General features: G+C 49.1%; 21 protein-coding genes. 8 read left to right on the top strand and 13 right to left on the bottom strand.

Going from position 1 to position 22,864, the window contains the following annotated elements; all coding sequences use genetic code 11:
- Window positions 1-197: 197 nt before the first annotated feature.
- The 3 genes from K3T82_RS24610 to K3T82_RS24600 form a co-directional block, all read right to left on the bottom strand.
- Window positions 198-1,454, bottom strand: coding sequence for a phosphodiester glycosidase family protein (locus K3T82_RS24610; protein ID WP_220196200.1), 1,257 nt, complete (start codon window positions 1,452-1,454; stop codon window positions 198-200).
- Between the two features lie 271 nt (window positions 1,455-1,725).
- A complete protein-coding gene (locus K3T82_RS24605; protein WP_236031492.1) occupies window positions 1,726-3,087 on the bottom strand; it encodes an NAD(P)/FAD-dependent oxidoreductase in 1,362 nt (453 codons plus the stop codon).
- A gap of 143 nt (window positions 3,088-3,230) precedes the next feature.
- The gene (locus K3T82_RS24600; RefSeq protein ID WP_220196199.1) at window positions 3,231-3,851 is read right to left on the bottom strand and encodes a hypothetical protein; all 621 of its coding nucleotides are present in this window, start codon (window positions 3,849-3,851) and stop codon (window positions 3,231-3,233) included.
- Between the two features lie 229 nt (window positions 3,852-4,080).
- On the opposite strand from K3T82_RS24600, the gene K3T82_RS24595 reads away from it, so the two are divergent.
- Together K3T82_RS24595 and K3T82_RS24590 are read left to right on the top strand one after the other, a co-directional pair.
- A complete protein-coding gene (locus tag K3T82_RS24595; protein WP_220196198.1) occupies window positions 4,081-6,222 on the top strand; it encodes a RelA/SpoT family protein in 2,142 nt (713 codons plus the stop codon).
- A gap of 11 nt (window positions 6,223-6,233) precedes the next feature.
- On the top strand, window positions 6,234-6,785 hold the full coding sequence (locus K3T82_RS24590; protein WP_220196197.1) for a 3'-5' exonuclease: 552 nt from the start codon (window positions 6,234-6,236) through the stop codon (window positions 6,783-6,785).
- Window positions 6,786-6,930: 145 nt separating this feature from the next.
- On the opposite strand, the gene K3T82_RS24585 is transcribed toward K3T82_RS24590, so the two are convergent.
- Window positions 6,931-7,194 carry a hypothetical protein gene (locus tag K3T82_RS24585; protein ID WP_220196196.1) on the bottom strand — a complete coding sequence of 88 codons (264 nt, stop codon included), beginning with the start codon at window positions 7,192-7,194 and terminating at the stop codon, window positions 6,931-6,933.
- 328 nt (window positions 7,195-7,522) lie between these two features.
- On the opposite strand from K3T82_RS24585, the gene K3T82_RS24580 reads away from it, so the two are divergent.
- Window positions 7,523-9,079, top strand: a complete 1,557-nt coding sequence (locus tag K3T82_RS24580; RefSeq protein WP_220196195.1) for an HD domain-containing phosphohydrolase — start codon at window positions 7,523-7,525, stop codon at window positions 9,077-9,079.
- An 81-nt stretch (window positions 9,080-9,160) separates the two neighbouring features.
- Here K3T82_RS24580 and K3T82_RS24575 read toward each other — a convergent pair whose 3' ends face one another.
- Window positions 9,161-10,069 carry an LLM class F420-dependent oxidoreductase gene (locus K3T82_RS24575; protein ID WP_220196194.1) on the bottom strand — a complete coding sequence of 303 codons (909 nt, stop codon included), beginning with the start codon at window positions 10,067-10,069 and terminating at the stop codon, window positions 9,161-9,163.
- Between the two features lie 923 nt (window positions 10,070-10,992).
- Between K3T82_RS24575 and K3T82_RS24570 the strand changes: the two genes are divergently transcribed.
- Window positions 10,993-11,295 carry a hypothetical protein gene (locus K3T82_RS24570; protein WP_220196193.1) on the top strand — a complete coding sequence of 101 codons (303 nt, stop codon included), beginning with the start codon at window positions 10,993-10,995 and terminating at the stop codon, window positions 11,293-11,295.
- A 238-nt stretch (window positions 11,296-11,533) separates the two neighbouring features.
- Window positions 11,534-11,923: a PPOX class F420-dependent oxidoreductase gene (locus K3T82_RS24565; RefSeq protein WP_220196192.1), complete on the top strand. Its 390-nt coding sequence runs from the start codon at window positions 11,534-11,536 to the stop codon at window positions 11,921-11,923.
- 136 nt (window positions 11,924-12,059) lie between these two features.
- Here the strand turns inward: K3T82_RS24565 and K3T82_RS24560 are convergent, their stop codons facing one another.
- From K3T82_RS24560 to K3T82_RS24550, 3 genes are all read right to left on the bottom strand, one after another.
- Window positions 12,060-13,169: a hypothetical protein gene (locus K3T82_RS24560; protein WP_220196191.1), complete on the bottom strand. Its 1,110-nt coding sequence runs from the start codon at window positions 13,167-13,169 to the stop codon at window positions 12,060-12,062.
- Window positions 13,170-13,221: 52 nt separating this feature from the next.
- Window positions 13,222-13,689, bottom strand: a complete 468-nt coding sequence (locus K3T82_RS24555) for an SRPBCC family protein (protein ID WP_220196190.1) — start codon at window positions 13,687-13,689, stop codon at window positions 13,222-13,224.
- 349 nt (window positions 13,690-14,038) lie between these two features.
- Window positions 14,039-14,461 (bottom strand): VOC family protein, encoded by a 423-nt coding sequence (locus tag K3T82_RS24550; RefSeq protein WP_220196189.1) that lies wholly within the window; start codon window positions 14,459-14,461, stop codon window positions 14,039-14,041.
- A gap of 252 nt (window positions 14,462-14,713) precedes the next feature.
- Between K3T82_RS24550 and K3T82_RS24545 the strand changes: the two genes are divergently transcribed.
- On the top strand, window positions 14,714-15,262 hold the full coding sequence (locus tag K3T82_RS24545) for a DUF4870 domain-containing protein (RefSeq protein ID WP_220196188.1): 549 nt from the start codon (window positions 14,714-14,716) through the stop codon (window positions 15,260-15,262).
- Between the two features lie 274 nt (window positions 15,263-15,536).
- Here K3T82_RS24545 and K3T82_RS24540 read toward each other — a convergent pair whose 3' ends face one another.
- Together K3T82_RS24540 and K3T82_RS24535 are read right to left on the bottom strand one after the other, a co-directional pair.
- Window positions 15,537-17,108 carry an outer membrane protein assembly factor BamB gene (locus tag K3T82_RS24540; RefSeq protein ID WP_220196187.1) on the bottom strand — a complete coding sequence of 524 codons (1,572 nt, stop codon included), beginning with the start codon at window positions 17,106-17,108 and terminating at the stop codon, window positions 15,537-15,539.
- Window positions 17,101-17,664, bottom strand: a complete 564-nt coding sequence (locus K3T82_RS24535) for an RNA polymerase sigma factor (protein WP_220196186.1) — start codon at window positions 17,662-17,664, stop codon at window positions 17,101-17,103. The genes K3T82_RS24540 and K3T82_RS24535 overlap by 8 nt, the downstream gene beginning before the upstream one ends.
- 211 nt (window positions 17,665-17,875) lie before the next feature.
- Between K3T82_RS24535 and K3T82_RS24530 the strand changes: the two genes are divergently transcribed.
- Together K3T82_RS24530 and K3T82_RS24525 are read left to right on the top strand one after the other, a co-directional pair.
- Entirely contained in the window at window positions 17,876-18,316 is a 441-nt protein-coding gene (locus tag K3T82_RS24530) for a PaaI family thioesterase (protein ID WP_220196185.1), read from the top strand.
- 399 nt (window positions 18,317-18,715) lie between these two features.
- The gene (locus tag K3T82_RS24525) at window positions 18,716-19,510 is read left to right on the top strand and encodes an LLM class flavin-dependent oxidoreductase (RefSeq protein ID WP_220196184.1); all 795 of its coding nucleotides are present in this window, start codon (window positions 18,716-18,718) and stop codon (window positions 19,508-19,510) included.
- 70 nt (window positions 19,511-19,580) lie between these two features.
- Here K3T82_RS24525 and K3T82_RS24520 read toward each other — a convergent pair whose 3' ends face one another.
- The 3 genes from K3T82_RS24520 to K3T82_RS24510 all read right to left on the bottom strand — a co-directional run bounded on the left by K3T82_RS24520 (window position 19,581) and on the right by K3T82_RS24510 (window position 22,604).
- On the bottom strand, window positions 19,581-21,050 hold the full coding sequence (locus tag K3T82_RS24520; RefSeq protein ID WP_220196183.1) for a DHA2 family efflux MFS transporter permease subunit: 1,470 nt from the start codon (window positions 21,048-21,050) through the stop codon (window positions 19,581-19,583).
- A gap of 237 nt (window positions 21,051-21,287) precedes the next feature.
- Window positions 21,288-21,437: a pentapeptide repeat-containing protein gene (locus tag K3T82_RS49990; protein WP_220196182.1), complete on the bottom strand. Its 150-nt coding sequence runs from the start codon at window positions 21,435-21,437 to the stop codon at window positions 21,288-21,290.
- 219 nt (window positions 21,438-21,656) lie between these two features.
- Entirely contained in the window at window positions 21,657-22,604 is a 948-nt protein-coding gene (locus K3T82_RS24510) for an oxidoreductase (protein ID WP_220196181.1), read from the bottom strand.
- Window positions 22,605-22,864 lie beyond the last annotated feature (260 nt).

Genomic DNA, 22,864 nt, shown 5'->3' with positions numbered 1-22,864 from the left:
GCGACTTTTGAGATCTCATTTAATATAGTCGCAAAATCCCTAAAAATAACACACCTTTGGGGCTAAAATTTTTAAATTGGGTGATGAGTCTTCTGATTGTCTCTAACGGCGCCTTAACGAGAGGCTCATAGGCAACACAAATGCGCACCTGATTCTTCTGAAAGAATCGAGTGCGCATGTTGACTATCTTTAAAAGCTTATCCCTGGCGGTAACGGGATGGTGCTGACCTTTGGGCCTGCTGATCTGCATAGACAAGCAAGCTATTCGCCACGCGCCGTTCGCGACCGTCCGAGGGTGTATTGATAACTGAAACACTCTCCTGCCCTGGCAGGCGAGCCACCATCTCGGAGGAACCCCCACCATCAAAGAGAAGAGCCTGGTACGCTCCAATCGACAGAAGATAGCCTGCCATCTCCTGTCGCGTTAGCCCCTGGCTATGATCTGGACCAACCTCACGTCCATCAAATACCGCCAGGAATGCACGCTCACCATCCTGAGTAATACCTACGGCGGTCAAGGGGTTGGCAGCAGTCGTATTCCCTAGCTCACTTGAGGAGGGAATTTCGCCATCACGAATCAACTGTACACCACCACCAATAGCCTGCTGTAAATCGTTGTCTGGTGTAATCTGCTGGCTAATTTCCAGTTCACTTCCCACCTGGAGATTAGCCTGGAGCCACTGTCCAGACTCGCCTCCACCAATCAACGCCTCCTGACCATCAGAGAGTTTAGCCAGAGTACCCAGATTGGTTTCAAGAGCGGTAACAGTATAGCGCGCCTCGTTGATGGGCTTCAAAAGGGCTACAGTATAACCGCTCACATTCATCGCACCCAGGCGCGATGTAGCTAATAGCATGCCACCTGACCTGGCGAAGGCGTAGCGATTCACTGCGTTCAAGGCATGGCTAGAAGTCCCTACATTGATAGTTCCGTTATATTGTTCATGCCCAATAATCAAATTTTTATTCGCATCAACGCCCAGTACGGCAAGATCATTGGCATTCTGAGAGCGAGGAGCAGGACTCTGCCACATTTCGCCATTAATGGCCAACATGTTGATCGGAGCACCGGTCGTATTTATCTCAAAGAAGTCGCCATTAATACCTGCGATTGCTTGCGTACGATTTGCCATCGAACTCACAGTCTCGCTACGGCTGAATATCTGATCGTTTGCCTGCACAACACCCAGGTTCACATTTGGATTAGAGAGGTCCAGATCCAACAAGCTTACATGCTGAGACCCATTGGATGTGCTCAAAGTCTGCGAAGAGACCTGAACCCCCGCTGCCAGACTCTGATCTAGCGTCTGCTTCTCACTCAAGATAACAGGCCAGCCCGGTGGTGTCTCTGTAAACGCTACCCTGGCATACGTCAACGCCGATTGCCCAAAAAACAGCACTAGCAATACCACACAGAGTAGGATTGGCGCAATGATGCGCTTTCGTAACAACATATGCTCAATTTCCTTGCACAAGTTTGTGAAAATCGTGATTACCTTGTTTTCATTTTACCGGCTCTTGATAAATAATAAAGCACCTTTACATACATATAGCCCATTAGTATGATGTTAAACATATTCATATTCAAGTATTGATGAAAATAACTGAATATCAGGACAAGAAGAGAGGCGAGGAGGACGTAAGGCAGGCGCAAATGTACCTGTCTTACGTCCTCCTCGCCTCTCTCAAAATGTTCTCTCGCGGTCAGAGCATAATGTTGACCTATCACATGCTATGCGAATGTTTCTCCCTCTTGAATTTGCCACCATCTGGCGTATGATAAATGATGCGGGCACTTCGCTGATAGGTCAGGTAATTCAAGGCATATTGGAAAGTCACGATGAAACGGTTACGAAAACTTATGAGGTTGTAGATATGGATACCAACCCATAACAACCAACCAATCAAACCGGCTATATGCAAGCGACCAATAGCAGCAAGCGCATAGGCACGCCCTACCATCGCCATTGTCCCCTTATCAACATAATGAAATGGGTATGATATGTGCTCACCTTGCAGCTGTCTCTGTATAGCTTCCGCAACGTACTCCCCTTCCTGGATCGCGACCTGTGCTACCCCAGGCAAAGGCTTTCCTCCTTGCAGAACACACGCTGTATCACCTATTACGAAGATATTGTCATGCTCTTGAAGCGTAAGCGCAGTAGTTACTTTGACCCGCCCACTATGATCAACTTCAGTCCCAAGCCAAACGCCAGCGGGAGAAGCTAGCACCCCTGCCGTCCAGATGACAGCTCGCGTAGCAACGAATTCACCACCAAAGGTGATTCCCTCCCCGCTCACATCTGTGACCATTTTGCCTACATGCAGTTCAACACCCAGGTGGCGCAGTTGCTTTTCAGCCGAACGCGCCAAATCCTTGGGCAATGTTGGTAAAATACGCGGCATAGCATCCACCAGCATGATCCGCGTCAAACTCGGGCGCAAATGACGAAAATCGCGAGCTAACGTCTTGTTAGCCAGTTCGGCAATACTGCCAGCCAACTCGACACCAGTGGGGCCCGCACCCACCAGCACAAAAGTCAACAGAGCGCGACGCTTTTCCTCATCTGGCTCCAATTCAGCCTGCTCAAAGGCACTCAGAAGCATTGAGCGAATCGCAAGTGCATCTTCAAGCGTTTTCATACTTGGTGCAATCTCGCCCCATTCTGGATGCTGGAAATAGTTGGCGCTCGCACCTGTGGCAATAATAAGGTAGTCATAAGAGAGTGGCAACTGACCGCGTAGAACCACCTGTCGCCGCTCGACATCAACGCCTGTGACCTCGGCGAGCATTACTCTTGTGTTCGCCTGTTTATGCAAAATCTCACGAATAGGCGCAGAGATTACCGTAGTAGGGAGGCCAGCAGTCGCAACCTGATAAAGCATTGGCTGAAAGAGGTGATAATTATCCCTATCAATTACTACTACCTCAACAGGCGTCATAGCAAGCCTCTTCGCCACCGCAATCCCAGCGAAGCCTCCCCCAACAATGACCACGCGTTGACGAGACAGAGGCTCCACCTCATTCATCATTGATTCCGCTTTCTCTCGCTTTAGCTTCTCCTGAGATAGGGATTCATCATACATACCTTCATCTCACCTTCGCGTCTAAATTATCAGCCAGAAAGGGCACACAAAAGTAGGCCTTTCTATAGCCCCCTTTGCCTTTCAATGTAACGCGAGACACCAACCAGATGTCAGGCACCTCAATATAATGCTATCCAGCCAAACTACATTGGAGGATAAGCCGAAGGAGGCCCCATCTGGACGGTTTTATTCCCCATGCCCTTCCCAACAAGCCCCCCCAGTGCTCCGATACCAATACCCACGCCAATATGTAAAAAGAGCGTAACGAGCAAGCCCAACACGACACTGATAAAATAGCCGGAGGAATAGGCAATTCTTAAAATCGCGATGAAGCTAATCATAGTCCCCACACAATAAGCGATAAAGAACAGGAGACTAGCCCATAGGCCTGCGATGGTAGCGGTCGCAATCTTGCGTGCGCGTTGGGCAGCAAGCATTCCCATAACAAAATAAAGCACCCAATAAATTATCATAAAGATTGTGCCCTGAAGCAGCGCAAAGGGTGTAAGAGCATTATTCGCGATTCTATGGATAAAAAGCGAGATAAATAGTTGATTAACAACGATAGACAGGATATACGTAGCGACCATAATCGCGCCAAAGATCAGCCCATACGTCAAAGCAATACTATTTGTGGACCTAGGCGCGGGCGAAGCGGGTTGATAGGGAAAGCCAGACTGAGCGGGATTGGGTCCATTCTCTTGATATGGTTGACTCTGATAGGGGTTTGGTGTGCTATGTGGTGGCGGTGGTGGTTGCTGCAATCGTACATCTCCTTTAAATGGTTACACAAATACAAAGCTACATATATATTTATGAACACCTCCATGTGGAGGTATTTGCAATCTGCCGGGATGAAAGAAATACACCCAACAGTATACCATCTTCTAAATCGTTAGACTGTGAAACTCACCACAACGAGGTCAGCGAATGCATGGCTTGACATATAACTGTACAATACAGAAAAGAATGTTCGGCCTGTGAGGGTATAATATGCAGTTCACGCTTGATTCAATCCAACCGCCTCACCTGCGGCAGACAAACAAGGCGCATAATGCGAATGTGCAATCTCTGGTCACATTTGCGGACTTGCAACACGTGCTGCATAGCTATATCGTTTCTGAGAGACACCGCCAGCGTATCCAATCAGCCTATGAACTGGCAGAGAAGGCCCACCGGGGCGTTCGGCGGCAATCTGGAGAGCCATACATTCAACATCCCCTCGAAGTGGCGCTTCTACTCGCGGAAATGTATATCGACGCAGATGGAATCATCGCCGCGCTCCTCCATGACGTCGTAGAAGATACAGACTATACCCTCGACGACCTGAGACAGGCATTTGGCTCACAAGTTACCATCATCGTCGATGGCGTGACCAAATTCACGGCCCTGGCACGTACCCAGGGCGAGATAAGCGGCCCATCGCCAGATGAGAAGCGCCGCTCTTACGCGGAAACGGTACGCAAACTTCTGGTCGCCATGGCAGAGGAGCCACGGGTAATCGCTCTCAAGATCGCAGATCGCGTCCATAATATGCGCACACTGGTGGCAACCAGCCCCGCTCATCAGCGAAAAACATCCTTAGAGACCAGGGAAATTTATATTCCCCTGGCAAAGCGCTTAGGAATGGCACGCGCGCAAGCTGAACTGGAAGATTTGGCGTTTCTTTACCTGGATCCAGAGAGATACGCGGCTCTCCTGCAAGATGTAAAAGAGAATATGGAGTACCGCCTTCCCCTACTCAACGAGATTGGCAGTACGCTACAGACAGAACTGCAACGAGCAGGGCTACATGCTACCATTCAGGTTTGCCAGAAGCACCTGGTCAGTATCAAACGTAAACTCGAATTTGGTCCCCTTCAGCCCCTAGAGCAGATCCATGACCTGCTCTCCCTACGCATCCTGGTTGAGACTGATCGCGAATGTTATATGGCACTGGGGCGGGTTCACTCCCTCTGGAAAGCAAAAGATGGTTGTATTAAAGACTATATCGCTACTCCCAAACTCAATGGCTATCAATCCCTGCATACCACGGTCTTCGCTCTGGGAAAAAGTTTGATCGAGATGCAAATTCGCACGCCAGATATGCAGCGTACAGCCGATTATGGACTTGCTAGCTACTGGTATTTGCAAGAGCGGCTCCGCAAAGAGGGACAGGAGAAGGCATCCACCTCAAGCTGGTGGCTCTCCTATCGTGAAATGGTTTCATGGATCACACAGTTGCGACAGTGGCAACGCGAACTTCCCCAGAATACAGATGAATTTGTAGAAGCATTCAAAGCGGATACTTTTCAGGAGCAGATCTTTGTCTTTACACCTAAAGGGGAAGTGAAGGATCTACCAGGTGGCTCCACGCCACTCGACATGGCGTATCGCATTCATCCTGACCTCGGAAATCATTGCGCCGGGGCACGTGTGACCACAATCAACCAGCATGGACTCCTAGATACACGTCTGGTCCCGCTTGACTATGAACTCAAGGATGGTGAGATCGTCGATATTCAGATCCATTCCGATATCCATCCAACACGTGAATGGCTCCTCTTCGCGCGAACCGCCGCCGCACGCTCGGCAATCAGACGGGCATTGCAAACTCTGGACCGCTCAAAACTTCTGCACCTTAAACAGGAGCCGCCGAGTGATCTGCCCGAAAAGGCCGACCAGCGGGAAAAAGAGAGCTTCCCTCCATCCCCCAATGCCAGAGCAACACGCTTAGCTTCGTGCTGCGCGCCACTCCCAGGCGATCCTATCATCGGTGCCATCCTTCCACAAGAGGACTTTATCGTACATCAGCTAAGCTGCAAACAGATAGATCAGGCCCGCCAGAATACGGCAGCCCAGCTTATTAAGGTAGATTGGGAGAGCATTCACGCAGAATCTTATCTCGTACCCGTGTTGATTCGGGCACACGACCGCGCGGGCTTGATCCGCGATATCTCCATCGTGATCGCCGATGCCAATCTCAATATGACCTCTGTAGCCTCTGCCTCCTCACATGGGAGCGCATCCATTACAGTCACTATTCAGTTTGAGGCATCAGAGCATTTCCTTGCTCAGCTTGCGTCTATTCTGCACCAATTGCAAGGCGTTAAGAATGTAATCGAGGCCCAAAGAGCAAGCAATAGCTCATCCTAATGGAGGTTTCGATGCCAAAACGCCTACTTGATCAGATACTCATTATTGATGTCGAGGCAACCTGCTGGGATGGCCCCACCCCTCAAGGTCAAGAGAGTGAGATAATTGAAATAGGTCTCTGTCTATTAGAGACGACAACGGGCAAGCGGCATGACAAACGCAGCATCTTGATTCGCCCGGAACGCTCAACGATAAGCCCATTTTGCACACAGTTGACCGGTCTAACTCAGGAACAAGTTCAGCAGGGCATCTCATTTACAGACGCCTGCGCGTTGCTACAGATTGAATATCAATCTCATCAACGCATCTGGGCCAGCTATGGAGATTCTGACCGACAGCGCTTCGAACGCCAGTGCAGGGCACAGCAACTCCCCTACCCATTCAGCCCCAAACATATCAATATCAAAATTCTGTTTGCCCTCCTACGTGCCCTGCCCAAAGAAGTTGGAATGTCATCAGCACTCAAGATCCTCAATATTCCTCTGGAGGGAACCCATCACAGCGGAGCCGACGATGCCTGGAATATTGCCAGAATCTTTGCCATCATCTTGCAAAAGGAATAAAGAATTTGCATTAGCTTATGATAGGGTTCAGCATTTCATTTTTCCACAAACTGCTAAGAACCTTGGAAACTCAGGTGATAGTAGCCCATACTATCACCTTGTTGGGGCAACAACAAGGTGACATGGGATAGCTATTTATTCTTATCTATCCCAAATGCCTGGCCTGTTCGTCGCTCTCTTCCATTAATTCGACGAGTTGCTGTTGAACAGAGAGGACTCTTGGCTTACCATCAAGGGTAGCCGCAAGCTCATAGCGAGCCGGGGTATTTCTGGTTGCTGGTATTCTCGCCCGAAGCTCAACGCCACACAAAATTTCCCCGCTTGATAAAGGTGTCACATTGCCAAAAACGTCCCGAAAATTAATCGAGCGACAGAACGCAACCTGATAGGTCCTCTTTTTCTGCGACATACAACCCTCCCTTTCAGCACAGCCCGCTTCCTACGGACTATGCTGCTATCAACGCACTATCTTCCATCCACAGAACCCTTCGCCTCAATCAGCCATCCTCTCATGCAGGTCGGCTTCTTGCTTGTCTTAGAGGCATAAGAGATGTTATGATGGCTAAAGTAGCACCTATTGGCAGAAAATACATCGGGGAGTTCACCTATATTTCTGTTCATTACCTTCAATTTACTTTTTATGATCTACTTCTTATCAGAAAACCCAGGCACAATGGCGCTAGCCAAGCACGACAGAAAGATGGGTTAAGCAGTAGATTCTATGGGGAAGGACAATTATGGCTGAGATCAAAACATCAGATCGAAATCTGGCAGATCTCTTATGCGCGCTTTCATTTGCCACCGGGATAGGCTTTGGGGATCATATGGAGCATGGATTGAAAAGCGCATATATAGGACTTCAAATCGCCAAAGCACTCCAACTCCAATATGAGGACCAGGAAGCTATCTTCTATGGCGCGCTCCTCAAGGATGTAGGGTGCACGGCATGCTCTGCTGGTATCTCAACCTTCTTCCCCGATGATGAACAAGTTCCACGCTCCGACTTTATGCTCGTCGATCCTTCACAAATTCAGGAGATGCTCGGGTGGCTCGCTAAAAATGTACCAATGGATGCACGCCTGCCAGGTCGAATGACAAAGCTCCTCTCCTTTATAGCGCAGTGCGGACCCGTAATTCGCGAAGCGATGCGAGGGCATTGCGAAGTAGCAGAGCTCTTCGCGCGACGTCTGGGCTTCCCAACTTATGTACAAGAAACACTTCGTTATCAGTGGGAGCGTTGGGATGGCAGAAGCCTCGCCTATGGTATCAAATCAGCTCAGGTTCCCATCGCGGCGCGTATCCTCCATCTCTCACAGGTAATGGAGCTTGTTTATAGTATCGGAGGGCCATCCGCCGCACGCACACTCGCGGATGAGCGCCAGGGAACGCGCTTCGATCCCAAGCTTGTTCAAACATTCCTCCAAATCACTGAAGCAACTAGCTGGTGGGATACCTTCGAGCAAAAGGAGCAAGCACAAACAATTCTTGCCATGTGTCCTCCCACACAGGCTGAAGTCTTCGCGCAGGATCGCACAGAGGATATATGCGAAGCCTTGGCAGACTTTATCGATGGTAAGACTCCAGAGACATGGCATCACTCATTCCAGGTTGCGGAGGTCGCGGTTGGTATCGGAAGCTGCCTCGGGCTAAATAGTCAGGAGCAACGCTCCTTACGGTGTGCAGCGCTGGTTCATGATATTGGGAAGGTCGCGATTCCCTTTGGCATCCTCGCCAAAGGAGCACAGCGCTCAAAAAGCGAATGGGACATCTATTGTCTCCACTCTTACTATACTCAAAAGGTGCTGGAACAGGTTACACCACTCCACGAACTCGCAGAGATTGCAGCCTCTCACCATGAATGGTTAAACGGGCAGGGCTATCATCGCCAACTTAGAGGTGACCAGATACCACTCGCGGGTCGCGTGCTCGGTCTAGCAAATGCCTATGTTAGAGAGAACCAGAACCATGAGACAGAGGTGCTTTTGCAAAGTCTTTCCGAGCGCGTCGGAGCACAATTCGATGCCACATGCTATGACGCCCTGGTCTCATTCTTGAAACAAGGCAATGGCAAAGAGCGAACAAAGTTCAAACCCAGGTCTCCTGGCAGCTTGACCCAACGCGAGACCGAGGTACTACGCCTCCTGGCTCAGGGAGCAAACACGCCCCAGATCGCACGCACTCTCTCCATCAGCAAAAAGACTGTTGAGCACCACCTGGCTCACATCTATGGCAAATTTGGCGTCTCCTGTCGCACCGCCGCAGTAGCCTACGCCGTACAACAACAGTTTGTGTAATATGAAAAGAGGCCAATTGTCTCCTATATAAGCGCTTATATAGGAGACAATTGGCCTCTCCTGATAATCTAATAAATCAAATTAGCGCCCGGCGACTGGCAGTTTATCCACAACAGGCACAATCTCGGTAGCAAGGATTTCGAAGACTTCGGGCTCATGAACATTTGCCAGGCTAAAGATGGCCTGGTCGATACCCATCTCCCCTAGTTTGCCGAAGAGGTCAATGGCGGCTTGTGGACTCAGCGAGCCATTCCGGCCATCTTTAGTTATGGCTAACTGGTCCAGCGAGGTCTTCTCAATTTCCTCATAGGGCCGATTAAAGGTAGCACAATGCTCACGAAGCACATTAAGCTTATGTTTGAGCACATCATCCCCGATGCGAGCAAAGAAATTGCAGGCGTCACCATACTGAGCGATCATACGCAGAGTCTTCTTTTCGCCAACACCACCAATCAAGATTGGAGGATGTGGTTTGTGTACAGCCTGCGGTGAATTCAGTGGACGCGCGAGGTGATAATGCTCACCCTCATAAGGTTTCTCATCACCAGACCACATTTGATGCGCGATCTGAAGTGTCTCCTCCAGGCGTTCAAAACGCTCCTTCAGAGAAGGGAAAGGTACGCCTAATCCTAGATGTTCCTCCTCGTTCCACGCCGCGCCAATCCCAAAATAAGACCGCCCCTGAGACAGGACATCCAGCGTAGTTGCGGTCTTTACCAATAGACCCGGATGGCGATACGTCACGCCAGTAACCATTGTACCAAGCTTGATCCGCTTCGTGCGAGCAGCCGCGAAAGCTAGTGCGCTCCATCCCTCCAACATCTCCATTTCCGGAGGGCCAGCAAAGCCAATCTGGAAGAAATGATCCATCACCCAGAAACTATACAAGCCCGCCTCATCCGCGCTCTCAGCAATGCGGGCAAAAGTTGCTCCAAGTTCATTTTGCCCATTGGGCCATGTAAAAATCGGTACCTGTAATCCCAGACGCATTCAATACTCCTCAATCAAACAAACTTTCTCTCAATTGCCATGGTACTACAAAACACACAACAAACAGAGAAGCCCCAATTATTCCACTGGCATCTGACCCATACATTTATCATTCATAACAAATCCCATATCACCACTAAATTATGTATCATACTTCTTCACAACAGGCAAATGCGCTAGAAGACTCTTTAGATAGCTTTGGAAACCCAGCGAGTGAAGTCTGTCAGGTAGCCAACTTTCAGCAATAGCTATGCTTCTATCGAAGATTTTGGTACAATAGCCATACTCCCGATAGGCTCTCTTTCTGAGCCAGGAAGAGACTTGCGTGGGTAAGCGTGTGCAGTATCCGTATATGCCGGTCCTCACACATTCAACGCGGCTTTACGCACCGCAATAGCATAGGTATTCTCTAACAAGAAAAGAGGGTAGGTACTTCCCGTGGCAAACAAAGAACAGAAAAAAGTGCAGAAAGCTGCACCCAAATCCAATAAACAGAAAAAACAAGCCCAGCGTGAGAAGAAAACTCGTAGCCAGGCGTAAAGTATCTCGAACAGGCAGAGAGAGGCCGTGGCCTAACCTGAATAGCGTTGACCTCTCTCCGCTGAACCCTTCCCAATGCCTATCTCATTATTCCAGACCTTTACCACGTTCCTCACCAGATTCGCCATTTCCTACAGCATGAACAGCCATCTTCCAACATGAGCGGCCATCTTCAAACCATTAAGCCTTTAGAGTGAAGACAATTCCCTCTTTCGAAGGATGCCATTACTCCACGCTTCCAGGTATATTTTGCTTACACCTTATCCGAAAACCTGAAGACATCAGCGCTAACCGCCAACAGATGGCGCTGGCTTTCGCATGAGATCCTACGCCTTCTCCAAGCGCTAGAATGATAGTGCTAACTATGCCAATGGAGCCGCAACATGATTACCTACAACCTTTCATCACATAACCCGGAAGAAGAACCCATTCTGCGCAACATCGATACTATGTCACAGCGCATTATCGCTCTGGACAATGAGATTCTTTTCTATCAGGATCACATGACCGCCTTCAATAATGTCAATGAGTTCTTCAGAGTCCTTCATCGCATGGATGACCTCACACGGGAAGAGAACAGACTATACAATCAAATCAGCGAAGAAGAGCAAAAATTGTATGTCCTTCGTGAAATTCAGCCAGAGAACCCCTCAGGCTCAACAAAACGTGAGTCTCGGGATCGGTAATGTCCGATAAAAGTCAAGCAGCCATCTCATTCCGCTTTCATCTCTGCGCGACACGCGGACCTCTCTAAAATTCGGACTTGCAGGACCTCTCAATACTGAATATAGTATGGAAAGTCGCGGCAGGAGTAGGATAGAAAAGCATAAATATCCTATTTCTTCTACTCCAACTTAAAACGATGCGACTCACCATTATGAGTACGTTTGATTCCCATACATCAATATAGAAAGGCCCTATTTCATGGCTGATTTGAGTAATCCGAAGGTGCAAAAAATCCTTCAATCAAAACAACTCGCGTATCTCGCGACGCTTGGCAATAACGGCGAGCCACAGAATTCGCCCATGTGGTTTTTATGGGATGGTGAATATCTCAAATTTACGCACACAACGAAACGCCAGAAATTCCGGAATATCCAACGCGACCCACGCGTCGCGATAGCGATCACCGATCCCGATAACTTGTATACCCAAGCAGAGTTCCGTGGCATCGTTGACCATGTCGAGGAAGATCCCAATGGCGAATTCTTCGACACTCTCGCGAAGCATTATGATTCCACTATCCGCTACCCAGGCGATGAGCGTGTCATCCTCTACGTAAAACCCCAGCATATCGTTGGTCAGGGTCTCTAAGAGATATCTTGAATCGTCCTGATTTAATGATGAGATAGCAGAACGGATCTCCCATAGTCAGTAGTAATGCTCTAAACAAGAGAGCGGTACCTGTTTGCGTAGGTACCGCTCTCTTGCTTGGAGGATGGTCTTCAGCTTAAAGCCCACCATGTGCTGGTGAATTAGGGGATACGGCGGGAGCATATTTGCCCTGAAGCATGTGATAGAGATACCAGGAAATCGTATCAATAATGGGCACCTGGGTCGCGAAGACCCGAGGATCTAGGCCACTGGGCTTCATATGGCCGGTATTAACACGCTGCAACATCGTCAAGAGAATTTTGGCAGCATAAGCAGTCTGCTCATTTGTAACGCCACCACTCTGCTTAAGACGATAGAATTGCTTCAACTGGTTGTTAATGAACATGCCTTGCTGGTGGAGTGGATGGTTAGGAGATAATACAACAAGACCTTCCTGGCTGTTTGCCAGCAAGCGCAAGGCATTGATGATCTCCTGCACAAACTCCTCTACCTGAGCTTTCCGTTCAGCTTCAACCATGCTAAAGCGCTGCTCAATACTCCGCAATTCCTCGGCTCTATCAGCGCGTTTTACGGCCTGATCCATACCACGCACCCAGAGAAACGAGATTACAGCAACCATAATCTGAATCGCCACCGGACGCCCCACGATAACAGCCATAGTATATTGAGATATGGCTTGCTGAAGATCAGGTGACAAGGGCTGCACCATCAGATCAGCAGTGATCAGAATCGTATTCACCACTGCAATGATAAACGCGGCACTGCGTGGGAGAATAGAAGCACCAAGAATAACAGAAATAACCATAATATCGTAAGCTGGCAAATAGACTAGGTGAATTTTACCATCCGCTGAACCAAGAACAACGCCGATGGTTGCCAGGATCGATAGCGTTACGAGAATACCTCCGGCGACAGTGACAAAGCCTTTGCGATTGCAGAATGTTGCCACCAGCACACCAGCCAGAGCAAAAAGAACTGAGAACATTGAAGCTCGGTCAGTAAATGTTGCTGGAATAAAGGCCGTAAGGGTAACAAGCATGCCAAGCAAAATCCAGGAAGTGAGTCGACTTCGACGCACCTTCTCTCGTTGCTCAATTGTTTCCTGAGGTATATCCCATCCAGTACTTGTCATCCGCAGCCACCAATTTACGCGAGGTAGTGGCGGATTGGTAGTTTCACCTAACGGCGAACTTGTCCGCGATTCGGAATTGGTGGGATGCATCATTTGTTCTTCTCCTTACATACAATACAGGATTGATCAGCAACACAATGTATATTTACTTGCTCGTAATAGGTGTACCTTCCAACAATGCCTTGAGCTTCGTAAACATTTCTTGATGCGAGGCATATCCTTGCTTATACACTGTTTTGACAAGTAAGCCCGGCGCCGTGATTTCAACACGCTCCTTTACAAGCGTTCCATTCCCCTCTGGGATGCAGGTAGTCACATTATGCAAAAAGATACCAGGTGACTGATGCGCATCATAGACAATCTGCCCCTTCGCGTTGATACTCATCTCAACACTATAGGTAAAGGTCGTCATGAAAGGTCCCTGCTTCATCCGATCCGTAATCTTATAATGATTGACATGAGAGCCATCGGCCGCCACAGTTGATTTCATGTGGGTAATTTTGACAATAAGTGGATGGATCTGAGTGTGATTGCTCAGTGTAGAGAGGAAACTTGTTACCTTTTCGGGTGGCACCCCGATAAACGTTTCAAGATCAAAGGAGGCATGTGCCATACTAGTGATCCTTTCGCATTCAGTAAATAAATATGTCAATACAAAAAATCCGCTCAATTAAGGAGCGAAAGATTTTTATGTCTTTGGCAAGACAAGCCTTCAAAATATGGTACAATGATCACATTGACTCATAATTTGAAGGTAAATAACGAAGTAAACTATAGCAGCAATATAGAAATGAGTCAATACATATTAAGAAGGTCCTACAGCAGAGTTATAGCAATGGAAGAAAGTGAGGGAAATGAGCAAGCCAGCCAGGAATACAAAGGTGGAGTTATTCGTTTGTAGTCCCGGCAAGGCAAGCTATCACAGGGGAGAGAAGAGAGGTTATGTACCTCTGCAATGAGGATTATGACTGCCAGCTTTCGTCCGCCGCCGCATGTGGTGAGTCATGCGAGATCTGCATCAATTCAATACGGTTGCCATCGGGATCAGTAAGCCAGTACTGCCAGTTATTATCAAGGCCACGCACTGGAGCACCTTCGATAGGTAGCCCGCGCGCCTCTAGCTCCTTGAGAGTCGCTGGTAGATCATCAACCACCAGACAAAAGTGATTATACCCTACCTCACTCTGACGATTCTCACCGCTGGCTCCAGGAAAGAGTTCGATGAAATGTCCCGGAGCGATTTGCAGATACACGATCCATGGCGAGGGACTCCCCTCGCGGTCGAGTTGAAAAGCCTGACGCAGGCCCAATTTGTTGCAATAGAAATCCAGGGAGCGCGTCAAATCACTAATATTGAAGGCAACATGCCCAATGCCCTTGATCATGATGGAACCCCTTTTCAAATATTGAGATTACACACTTACCTATAGTTCCTCACATCCAGGGGCCGCATGTCAAATACCCCCCAAAGCATTTTCTTTGTCGCTCTTGCTGCGGACATTCGCCCTCTATAGCTCACTTGCTAGCAACAGTCACATTTTCGTCACACTTTCGCCATAGATCCACCACATCTGCTACTTATACTTGACCACAAAGGTACGAGCATACACAGTAACTTTGAGAAAGGACATACAAGTATGAAGCAATATCAAGACTATGAGCAACCACAGGCTGAAGCCTATCAAAAGGAATATTGGGAGCAGCCCCAGCGTGTATACGATGATACCCAATCACAGTATCGATTTGAAGGACCTTCAATGCAACATCAGGAAGGGTTCGAAGAACCCAGGATGTCAGCGCAAATACCCCAACCCATGCTATTCTCTTTCAGTAACAGCAGCACCCGTCTAGCAGGTCTAAGCTATCTCCTCTTCTGGTTGAGCGGTCTGTTGGTACTGCTCTACGCGCCTAATGACAGGCTGGCTCGCTTTCATGCTCTCCAATCGCTCATTTTCTTCGGCAGCTTCAACGCACTCTACATCGCGCTTCTCACTATCATGGTGAGAGAAATTCCATTAATATATGGTTTCGCCATCTTCGCCTTCGTGCTCTTGAACCTTATAGGCTTCGTCGGCTGGATCGTCGGCATGGTTGGTGCTTTCTCCGGAAAGTATACCAAACTTCCATTCGTGGGTAACGTCGTAGAGCACTGGCTGGCAAGCAGCAAGGCGATCAAAGGGTGGTAATCTAGATCACAGCCTATTCCCACTTATTATCAGTAGCCAGACAGGCAACACATTCCGTAATAATGTACAGAACTTCATCGGCAATTTGTCCTACTCTTAATCCCATCCTTGTACCAGTGGATGGTCGCTCCTAAGATAGTCCAGGGGCAGGCGCCACCTTTGCGCTAAATTACAACTGCTGATCTTGCTTCAAAACATCCCACCTCAGTTAGTCAGCTCTGACTAGCTGAGGTGGATCATGGCAGAGTAGTTCAGACTCTTCCTGGCAATTCGCTCAGGCCAGGATTATGCCATTATCTACAGGAAGTTTCCAGAGGAGTTTGCCATCGCTGGCACGTATCGCGGTAATAGCTAAGACAGATGGTCTCCCCCCAATGTAGGAGTTACTCCATACTATGCTATAGACCACACCATTCACATTTGCAACTCTGTTACTATCACCGAAACTATAACCTGGAATGCCCGTTTCCCAGAGCACATTGCCGCTTTTCGCATTTAAAGCCACCATATACTGTTGAGGTCTATCCTTAGTGCTTCGAGAAGCGGATAGATAGAGCACATCAGAAGTGGTTTGCGTAATGAGTCCATTCCTCGTAATACTAGCATTATAGGACTGTTGCCAGGCCAATGCACCCGTTCGCACATTCAGGCTAAAGACATTCCCTGCATAGTCAGCGCAAATGAGGGTATCACCGCTCAAGGAGGCACTTCTTACACCATCACTATGCATGAAATATTTCCACAGGAGCTTACCTGTATTGCCGTCGAAAGCATAGAGGAAATCTGATGGAGAACTCTTTCGATCTTTCGAGCGGAAAGACTGATAGACGACACCATCAATTACTCTTGCTGGATAATCCTCATATGTGTTCTCAGGTTGAACCATAGGCATACGCCACAGGATCTTGCCATCGGTCAAATTGGCTGCATACACGACTTCACCAACCTGATCCACATTTGTTGTAAAGGTTAATGTATCCCCATCAATACCATTTATCAAAAATCGTTTATTTATCGGTACATAGCTTATCTTAACTTCGCCGCTGGCAGAATCTAGCCCGTACACCCGTGGACCTGGATTGACATACGAGTCACCCGCTACAAAGAGCAAGCTCTTATAGAGGGTTAGGCACGTATATCGGCGTGCTCCATTATTGGTAATCTCGCGGGACCACCGTACCTGTCCAGTTTGCGTATTAATCGCTGTAACCTTATTTATCTCATCAAACATATACAGGTTATTGCCCAGGACGCAGGCTTTTGTCACGTTAGTTGGGTCTAAATCTCCCTCAGATGCATGATATGCGCGCGTCACATGCCACAAAATCTTGTGTGTCTTGAGGTCTAGTTTATCTATACCATCCTTCTTAAAAATGTAGATTCCATGAACAGTGGCGACAGGGCTCGTTCCTGTCTGGTCTGCGCGCATCATCTGCAAGACTGTCAGCAGCGAGCTAATCAGAATGCCAACCACCAGCACAGCAGCAAGTGTAGTTAGCCAAGAGGGAACGTTTCGCCTGGAAGGGAAAAGCGTGAGCGAAACTGGTTTCATTTGTTTGACGACGTCGCCATACCTGTCACGTGGTCCCTGTAAAATGCCGCTTTTAGTATTTTCTTCATGCCCAGCCGCACCATCTAGAGCGATTATCTCTACATCATCATTGGTAGTGGCAATATGCCGCGCCAACCGCTCCCAGACACGTTCCCCCGCGTTCGAGTATTTGGTATAGACACGCCGCAAATCTTGGGTCATACGCGAATCCGGTGTTGAGAACTCAACCCTAGAAAGTGAGTTAATCTGCTCTTCAATCAACTCTGGCTGGAATCGTTCATCATGGTTATTCATAGCAGTTTCCTTCCTCCCTTCGTTGCTTATAAATGCCTCGCAGTAGATTGAGCGTACGCGAAAGCATGGTGCGAATTGCCCCCTCGCTTTTACGCATACGAGCCGCGATTTGCGCGCAGGGCAGTTCATCGGCAAAACGTAAGCGCAACACTTCCTGCTGCTCCCTTGAAAGAGAGCCGAGATGCTCTTGAAGTTGCGTCAGTTCCTCCTGATGCAGAAGGGATTGCTCAGGGGTAAGCGTTTTTTCGTCTACTAACCGCTCTGCAACATCATCATGTAAAGATTGTGCGGGGCGCCGAATTCCACGTCGGTGATAATCCATACATTTGTTGTAGGCCACACGCCTGAGCCAAGCTTCCTGGCGTTGAGCGCTTATTTGGAACAGTGCTGAGTGTTCCATTGCCGCGAGAAAGACGTCCAGCAAGATATCTTCCGCGTCCGCCTCTGAGGGAATATGTTGACGGATCGCAATTAGAAGACCGAGCCAGTGACGCTGATAGAGTTGGCCCACAGGCGTCTCTACCGGCTCAGGCGGACTGGATACTAGTTGCATCATGCACCTCATTATTCATCTGGTTTTGAGATCTCACCCCATAATCGCGTTTACCCACCAGATGTTACAAGTCGGAAGAAATTCCCTCCCACCCCATTTAGCCAAGAGAGTCATATGGTATGCTTTATCTGGCATATAATCATGCGAGGCCCTAAACATAGCACCAAAGTGAGGACACTCAGACAGAGGCAAGATACAAGGAGGTAGAACCTATATGAGCATAGCAGATGAATCATCGAAGAAGGTGCCCTTAACAGGCGCAGACGTCATACGTCAATTTATTCCTACATCTCCCTATATTCGATATCTTGGCATACAGCTTGTCGAGATCAAGCCCGGTCAGGCAACTCTGCTGCTCCCTTTCAGAAATGAGGTGATCACTCGGGAACAAGTAGTGCATGGGGGGGCAATCTCATCACTCATTGATGTCGCGGGAATGGCCGCAGCATGGTCCGACGCCGAGGTGCCTGAACGTATACGTGGCTCAACCGTTAATCTTACAGTCTCATATCTTGCTCCCGCTGTGGCATCAGACCTACGTGCGGTCGCGCGCGTTTTGCGGCGGGGCCGCAGCCTTGTCTATCTTGATGTCGAGGTCTACGATGCCGCTAATAGCATAGTTGCTAAGGGTATCGCGACATACAAGCTTGGTTAGGTTCACCATTAGTTAATTCCGCTCTAATTTGGTTATTGCTAGAGAAGTAAGGAGTAAAGGGTGTAGGGTCGCCTAACTCTTCTACGACCATAATCCAGCTTTCGATAGCGTCCTAGCCCTGCTTCACAATTTCTTCATAGGTATGCCCATGTGTTTTGCATCCAGGAAGCTCAGGAACAGTGACACCAAACTCCAGAGAGCCTCATATAACACAAGGCAACGCGAAAATGCGGCTAGATGGTTGGTTTATGCTTGTAATCTACAAAAATGCTCCCAACTCTGGTGTGGAAGAGTGCCAAATTCTCCCTAATTTTCGCCTAATATGACCACCGTTGTCATATTACCAGGTGTACACTTTCGCTGTAATACTGAGTATTTGCAGGCAGGGAGAGTAAAATAATGAAATATGGTTTCATTCTCATGGGTGAGCCAAACGAGGTAGTAGAACTAGCGCAAGAGGCTGAGCAGGCTGGCTGGGACGGAGTTTTTCTGCCCGATAACTGGATGACGGCATGGATATTACTCACGGCCATTGCGACATGTACCAAGCGGATCGCGCTGGGCACAATGCTCACACCACTACCTGAACAGCCCCCCTGGTACATAGCTGCACAAACCGCAACCCTTGATCAGCTTTCAAATGGGCGAGTAATCCTCACAGCAGGACTAGGAGTGCTAGAGCTTGATAAGTTCGGAATGCAGGATAACAAGGTGCGTGCCCAGAGGCTTGACGAGGCGCTTGAGCTTATCAATATTTGGTGGCAAGGAGAGCCTTCGCAAACTCTAACATATGAGGGACGGCATTATCACCTGCAAGAGATGCAAGCCAGTGTGGATTGGCGCACACAGCGGCCAGTACAAACGCCACGTATTCCTATCTGGGTAATTGGAGGAGTTAAACAGAGCCAATTACGGCGAGCAGCGCGCTGGGACGGTGCGGTCATCAATGGCAAACCTGATGAGATAGGTAAGCGCAAGACAGCTATCGAGGAACTACGTGAAGGTTTGCCCCTACGCGACATTATAGTCGAAGGAGAGACTCCTCCCAATGATCCCGAGCGTGCAGGCTCTATTGTGCGCCCATTTGCTGAGGCGGGCGCGACATGGTGGCTGGAAAGCATGTGGGAATGGGAGGGCATCTCACGCGCTTATGATATACGCACACGCGTTCGCTCAGGTCCTCCACGCTATTGAAAGTAAATAAAATGTGAAAGAGCGCTTTTTCAACTGTGATGGAAAAGCGCTCTTTCACGTAATACTCTGCTTAGATGCTGGCTTCAGCGGCAGCGATAGCCTCGTCGATGCTGGTGGGCTGCTCCTTGAGGGGAGACTTGCGCATCGTGGCGGCTGCCTCGCTGTCACGTATCAGGAGGGAGATACCAGTCGCGATAATGATCAGGATGGCGGAAGTGATGAACGCAGCATGATACGCATTCAGGTTGGGTTGCGCAACGCCATGTGCGTCCAGGGTCGTCATCCCCACAATGCTGATAATACTACTGATGAGCGCGACTCCAAGCGAGGCACCCACCTGCCGCTGAGCGTTGTTGAGTGCCGAAGCCTGACCAGTCTGTGCAGACGTGATCGTAGCAAAACCTGCCGTCTGCACAGGGAGAAAAGCACAGGCCATACCTGCCCCAATCAGGAACATCAGTACCCGCATGAACCAGAGTGAAGTATCCTGCCCCATCAGACACATCAATAACATGAAGATGGAAACGCCACTCAAGCCAGTGAGAATGAGGCGTCGTGGCCCTAATGTGGGATAAAGTCGCCCAACAATCTGTGTAGAGACCAGGACACCCAATGCCTCAGGGAAGGTGGTGAGACCCGAAGTCAAGGCTGTGGCACCACGCCCCTCTTGCAGGAAGATCGGCGCGGCGTAGAGTAGACCCATGAAGCCTGCTCCCGAAAAGAGGGAGAGCAGGTTGCAGACACGGAAGGCCCGATTACTGAATAAGCGCAGATCAAGCATCGGATGAGCGACACGTAGCTCAACAATGACAAAGGCGATCAAGATCAACACGCCAACAATGCCGCTTATCAGGATGCCAGGAGCGGTCCAACCATCATTTGGTCCCTCGCTCAACGCATACATCGTCAATGCAAGGCCTACACCAGCAAGTACGAAGCCCAATACATCAAAGTCCCTGGTCTTATGCTCAGAGTTCTCAGTAAGAAAGAAGAGGCCAAAAAGGCAGGAAACAATCCCAATAGGGACGTTAACATAGAAGACCCAATTCCACGAAAGCTTATCAATGAGCAAGCCACCAAGCACTGGACCCATGGCAGGCGCGAGAGCGGTCGGAATATTGAGGATGCGCGAAACCTGAACGCGCTCAGCAGGAGGGAAGGTACGATAGAGCAGCGCGGTCCCCACCGGAGTCAGGGCGCCACCTGCCAGACCTTGAAGAACGCGAAAACCTATGAGCATAGGTAGGCTGGTCGCCAGTCCACAGAGGGCGGAAGCAATACTAAAGAGAGCTAGCGAGATCAAAAATACACGCTTGGTACCGAAGCGGTCGCCAAGCCAGCCCGATGCTGGGATCACTACTGCCAGACTTACAAGATACCCTACTACCACCGCGTCGATAGCCGTACCAGTCACATTAAATTGGCGGCTTAGAGAAGGTAGCGCTACGTTGACAATAGTTGAATCCATGATACTCATAAACATAGCAGCGACAAAGACGATACTGACTGAAATCTTGGGATTAATGCGAGGAAGATGCATGCAGGGCGCTCCGATTTGATAGATGACATTTCGCTAATAAAAATATTCGCGTATAGTAGTATTCGTAACTATTTTAGATACATTATAGATAAATGTCAACCCACTTATCTCAATTCACCACCCATCACTCTGCCCTCTGGACATGTACAATCTGCAAGCTTTTCCGCAAGAAGAGCAGTATTGAGACTAGATCTCCTCTGTGCGTGTCCAGCGTGTATGGAAAATATTCACTCCAGGTTATGAGATGATTGCTATAATAAGGATTTTAGGGACTTCACGCATATCAACCCAGCTAAGATCAGCCCCATTGAAATTGGTACCTTTAAGTTGAGCTGAATGCAGGCTTGCCTTCAGCAGAGCAGTACTCCCTGTAGTATGGCTTGTCACAGCTTGACCTTATGAGGATTGCTACGTGTAAGGTCAGCACTCCTCAATGAATAAGCAATGAGATTAGCCCCGGACAGATCCGGCTGTATATGTGGGTTTCGCTGCGGAAATCAGCCTGCTTCGCAGACCTCTGGGTAAAAAGTGTGTAATAAAATGTTGTGCATAGCATTTTATTACACACTTTTCTTCATCTCTTCCGCGCCAAGTGGCAAATATTAGCTAGACCTGTTCAGGCGCGCTTTGAAGGCCCGCGTAATCCACCCCTGTTAGCTCAGTAGAGACCTGCCAGAGCCGTTCAGCGGCAGCGTGATTATATTCGCGCTTGGCATTGACCTCAATCTGAGGATAACCACGCAATCCGAAGAGACTACGAGGCCCAACTAGCTCACCTCCGTGAACATCAGGCGAAAGAGCAGCATAAAGCTGTGGGAGCGCCCCCATAGCAGCACTCTGACCCAGAACATTATTAAAACGATAGAAGAAACTCTCCATTGAAGAGTTGCTGAGGGTTGCACTGGTCGCCTGCAGATTGGTGTTGGCATAGCCAGGATGCGCCGCAGCACTAATAGTCTCCGCCCCGGAAGCAGCAAGGCGTGTCTGAAGTTCAAAGGCAAAGAGCAGATTGGAAGTCTTGCTCTGTCCATAGGCAGACCAGCGCGCATAAGAATTCTGGCCTTGCAGGTCATCAAAACGGATGCCTCCCATTCGGCGCGCCACGCTACTTGTCGATACGACGCGACTCCCAGGTGTAATAAGGAGCAGGGGAAGTAAGAGGCCAGTAAGCGCGAAGTGCCCAAGATGGTTAGTACCAAACTGCATCTCAAAACCATCAAGCGTCTCGGCACGTGGGATCGCCATAACTCCTGCGTTGTTAAAGAGAAGATCAAGACGCTTGTAATCCTGGCGCACACGCGAAGCGAACTCGCGCACCGAAGCAAGCGAAGCCAGATCAAGCTGGAGTAGCGCGATAGACGCCTTCGGGATTTCCTTCAAGATTGCATCACGCGCCTTCTCTCCGCGCTCAAGGCTACGGCAAGCCATTATGACATGCGCTCCATGCGCGGCAAGCGCCTTTGCGGTCTCTACACCCAGGCCGCTGTTCGCGCCAGTGATAAGCACGATCCTGCCGCGCTGGTCAGGTATGTCATTTACTGTCCAGTTGCTCAAGGTTTCCCTCCAAATATACTCGTTCTCTCGCCATATAGTTGATACGTGCAAATAAAGCTCTGCTACACATTGTATCACCATGAGCACCTCCTTGTTCACATAAAGAGTAAGCGAACAAGGAAACAAACCCATCCAAAATAAGCGGGTAATACGGGCCAGTGCAGCGATCCCTCACACTCAGGCAATTGCGGGAAGCTCGACATGAGGATCTCAGATGTGCTAGGGTAATCTATGGCCCGCATGCATACAATGCCGGGGAC

The organism is Ktedonospora formicarum (assembly GCF_016587355.1).
Classification (GTDB): Bacteria; Chloroflexota; Ktedonobacteria; order Ktedonobacterales; family Ktedonobacteraceae; genus Ktedonobacter; species Ktedonobacter formicarum.
The sequence above is the reverse complement of the archived record's forward strand: the minus strand, read 5'-3'. Positions and strand labels throughout refer to the sequence as shown.

Coding starts and splice junctions, on each gene's coding strand:
- K3T82_RS24610 (WP_220196200.1), bottom strand. CDS start 1,454: ATGTTGTTACGAAAGCGCATCATTGCGCCAATCCTACTCTGTGTGGTA.
- K3T82_RS24605 (WP_236031492.1), bottom strand. CDS start 3,087: ATGTATGATGAATCCCTATCTCAGGAGAAGCTAAAGCGAGAGAAAGCG.
- K3T82_RS24595 (WP_220196198.1), top strand. CDS start 4,081: ATGCAGTTCACGCTTGATTCAATCCAACCGCCTCACCTGCGGCAGACA.
- K3T82_RS24590 (WP_220196197.1), top strand. CDS start 6,234: ATGCCAAAACGCCTACTTGATCAGATACTCATTATTGATGTCGAGGCA.
- K3T82_RS24585 (WP_220196196.1), bottom strand. CDS start 7,194: ATGTCGCAGAAAAAGAGGACCTATCAGGTTGCGTTCTGTCGCTCGATT.
- K3T82_RS24580 (WP_220196195.1), top strand. CDS start 7,523: ATGGCTGAGATCAAAACATCAGATCGAAATCTGGCAGATCTCTTATGC.
- K3T82_RS24575 (WP_220196194.1), bottom strand. CDS start 10,069: ATGCGTCTGGGATTACAGGTACCGATTTTTACATGGCCCAATGGGCAA.
- K3T82_RS24570 (WP_220196193.1), top strand. CDS start 10,993: ATGATTACCTACAACCTTTCATCACATAACCCGGAAGAAGAACCCATT.
- K3T82_RS24565 (WP_220196192.1), top strand. CDS start 11,534: ATGGCTGATTTGAGTAATCCGAAGGTGCAAAAAATCCTTCAATCAAAA.
- K3T82_RS24560 (WP_220196191.1), bottom strand. CDS start 13,169: ATGATGCATCCCACCAATTCCGAATCGCGGACAAGTTCGCCGTTAGGT.
- K3T82_RS24555 (WP_220196190.1), bottom strand. CDS start 13,689: ATGGCACATGCCTCCTTTGATCTTGAAACGTTTATCGGGGTGCCACCC.
- K3T82_RS24550 (WP_220196189.1), bottom strand. CDS start 14,461: ATGATCAAGGGCATTGGGCATGTTGCCTTCAATATTAGTGATTTGACG.
- K3T82_RS24545 (WP_220196188.1), top strand. CDS start 14,714: ATGAAGCAATATCAAGACTATGAGCAACCACAGGCTGAAGCCTATCAA.
- K3T82_RS24540 (WP_220196187.1), bottom strand. CDS start 17,108: ATGAATAACCATGATGAACGATTCCAGCCAGAGTTGATTGAAGAGCAG.
- K3T82_RS24535 (WP_220196186.1), bottom strand. CDS start 17,664: ATGATGCAACTAGTATCCAGTCCGCCTGAGCCGGTAGAGACGCCTGTG.
- K3T82_RS24530 (WP_220196185.1), top strand. CDS start 17,876: ATGAGCATAGCAGATGAATCATCGAAGAAGGTGCCCTTAACAGGCGCA.
- K3T82_RS24525 (WP_220196184.1), top strand. CDS start 18,716: ATGAAATATGGTTTCATTCTCATGGGTGAGCCAAACGAGGTAGTAGAA.
- K3T82_RS24520 (WP_220196183.1), bottom strand. CDS start 21,050: ATGCATCTTCCTCGCATTAATCCCAAGATTTCAGTCAGTATCGTCTTT.